Below are 2,732 nucleotides of genomic sequence, written 5' to 3'. Positions count from 1 at the left end.
GATATATTTCTTCTTCCATAAATAGATTAATAAATTCCTTTTCATACATAAAATCAGTATTATTAAATCCAATATTAAACTCTGAATCAATTTTAGGTACATTCTCATCAACATCTACTAGCATAGATAAATAATATGCATTAAAAGGTTTAATATTTTCATATATATCATATAAGAAATATTGATTTAATTTCCAAGTGCCTTTGATGTTAGTTAATGATTTTCTTCCTTGAATCTGATAATTAATATTTGTGTTTTTAAACCATTCAATATTATTAATACTAAATGGTTTTTGTGTAATTATTTGTATAATTTCTCCCATTTATAATCACCTATTCTCCAAAGTATTTATTGAAAGCTTCCCACATATCTCTATTTTGGATTTTATCTTGTAAATATAGGTGTCCGCTTACGCCATCAATATCATAGTTAAGATGTGGAAATGATGAACTACCTACACCTTTTCCCCAGTCACCGTGTCCCCAATAGACTTTCCCTTTTTTTCCTTGCCATCCTATCCATTTACCTGCATCGTCATAAATACGAGTAGCATCATGACCTAATAAATCTCTACCAAATTCTTTTGCATCATTCATATTGTCAAAAAGGTAGTCAATCTTTAAGAATCCTTTTTTTGTTGGGTTAGAAGCTATGATTTTACCTTTTTTTAAAGAAGTAAGAGCATCACTTTTTTTAGCGATATCCATAATTTGGTCAGTAGTTTTTGCACCTTTTTTAAGTGCCTGATCAATAGCTTCAGGGGCAATAATCATAACTGCTAATAGCCAACGATTAGTCTTTTCACCTGTAATTAGGTCTTTGCCTGCAATTAGGTCTGCAAAATCCTTGATAATATCTATTTTACTAATTCCAACAAAATGGGAAAACCATTGTTTAGGTGAAACATATACCTTATTGGCAATGGAAAAGTTATCTCTATCTTCTGAATTAACAAACTTAAAGCCTTTATATCTTTCACCATTACTAAATTTCCATTCTTCAATTTCAATTAAGAATGCTTCTCCATTATTTGCAAATATAAGAGTTCTATCTCCTATATCATATTTTGAAAACTGATTTTCTATATATTCTGATTCTGTGCTACCATTTGATTTTTCACCACAGTATCCACTTGGGTCTATATAGTTTATAGGGTTATTCTGTACGTATGCGTAAAGATTAAGCCCGTCCCCTCTATAACTATCCATAACTATAAATCTATTATATAGAAGATACTTATTATACTTTTATAGATTTTAATATCTCTATAGATTAAGTTAACATAACTAGTTAACCATAGATTTATAGTTGTATATACTTAGATGTAGCATTATAGCTATGCTATAAATGATAATATAGCATTGACTAGCTATGATATTATTACATTATAGCGATGCTATTATTACAATTATAGCAATGCTATAATATTGAATATTATAACATATATCGGATATATTCATAATACTATATCTAAATATATACTCTGGTGATGGGGATACTTGCACTTTTACTTTATCTTTTGATTCATATTTTTTGAACAGTAGATATTTTCATGTTAATTGTAATTATCATATCAATAGTAATAATACAATTAGCTACACTTTGAGTTATTAATACGTTCAATACTATAGTCTTTTTTATACTTTAGCATGTTATAAACAATATTCACTAATCGCCTAGATACACAAACTATAGCCTGTGATTTTGTTTTACCCTCTGATACTTTTTTATGATAGTATTCATATAAAATAGGATTTCTAGGTGTGCCAGTGTTTCTATGATTAGTTAGTTGTCCAAGTGCTATATAGAAAAATATGCTGTTTAATTTCCTGTTACCTCGTTGATTACGAAAGTTCTTTTCTTTACTTCCAGAACTATAAGTAACTGGGGCAATTCCACTATAACGAGCAAGTTTTGACGAGTTCTTAAACCTATTGATATCACCTTCAGACAATAACTGTGCTGATGTAATAAGGTCAATACCATTAAATGATTGTAGATTCACCCCTAAATTATCAATGCATTGTTGCAATAGTTCATCAATAGTAGATATTTCTTTTTGTTTATAACGAATATCCTCAACATAACTTTTAATAAGGAAACACCTTGTTTCATCATGAGATAAAATGTCTTTATCTTCTTTAATAAAATCTAATAATGTTTTTGCCTTACTATCATTAAAAAAATAGTGACTTTCTTTTCTAAGAAACTGTCCTAATTCTTCTATAGATACATTTTCCAAAGATTTAGCACTAGGATAGTTATACCAAAAGGCTAAAGCTGTCTTGCCTATGATATCACTGAAAAACTTACTATATCTATAATAATGATATGATAGTTGCATATGTAATTGATTAATAACCGACGTTCTTTGTTCTACTAATTTATTACGCCTTGTCATTAATTGGCTGATTTTATAGTAGATTTCATTATCTTTAGATACATTTTTAAGCTTGTCAAATTCATCAAGTAAAACCTTTGCAACACAGAAAGCGTCATATTCATCTGTTTTATGAATAATAGTATTCTTTTTTGCTTCTTGCGAACTAAGACTTGAATTGACGAATTTCACTTGTTTATTATTATCAATAAGAAAATGACATAAGGCTCTCCCAACACCGTTAGTATCTTCAAGACCATAAATAGCAGTAACAGAATAAACAATCTCATAAGTTCTTACTAAATCTATTAATTCAGCAAATCCCGAAGGCTTATTTTGAATAGTAATAGAT

General features: G+C 28.5%; 3 protein-coding genes. All 3 read right to left on the bottom strand.

Annotation, left to right across the window (positions count from 1 at the left end):
* Nucleotides 1-322: hypothetical protein (locus N4A55_RS06875; protein ID WP_293754829.1), on the bottom strand; the 322-nt coding region annotated here is incomplete at its 3' end.
* A gap of 10 nt (nucleotides 323-332) precedes the next feature.
* On the bottom strand, nucleotides 333-1,214 hold the full coding sequence (locus tag N4A55_RS06870; protein WP_293754830.1) for a pre-toxin TG domain-containing protein: 882 nt from the start codon (nucleotides 1,212-1,214) through the stop codon (nucleotides 333-335).
* A 377-nt stretch (nucleotides 1,215-1,591) separates the two neighbouring features.
* A partial coding sequence (locus N4A55_RS06865) for an IS110 family transposase (RefSeq protein ID WP_293754827.1) occupies nucleotides 1,592-2,732 on the bottom strand: 1,141 nt, incomplete at its 5' end.

The sequence above is a fragment of the Vallitalea sp. genome, assembly GCF_025211055.1.
Lineage (GTDB): Bacteria > Bacillota > Clostridia > Lachnospirales > Vallitaleaceae > Vallitalea.
This window is presented reverse-complemented; position numbering and strand designations above follow the sequence as displayed.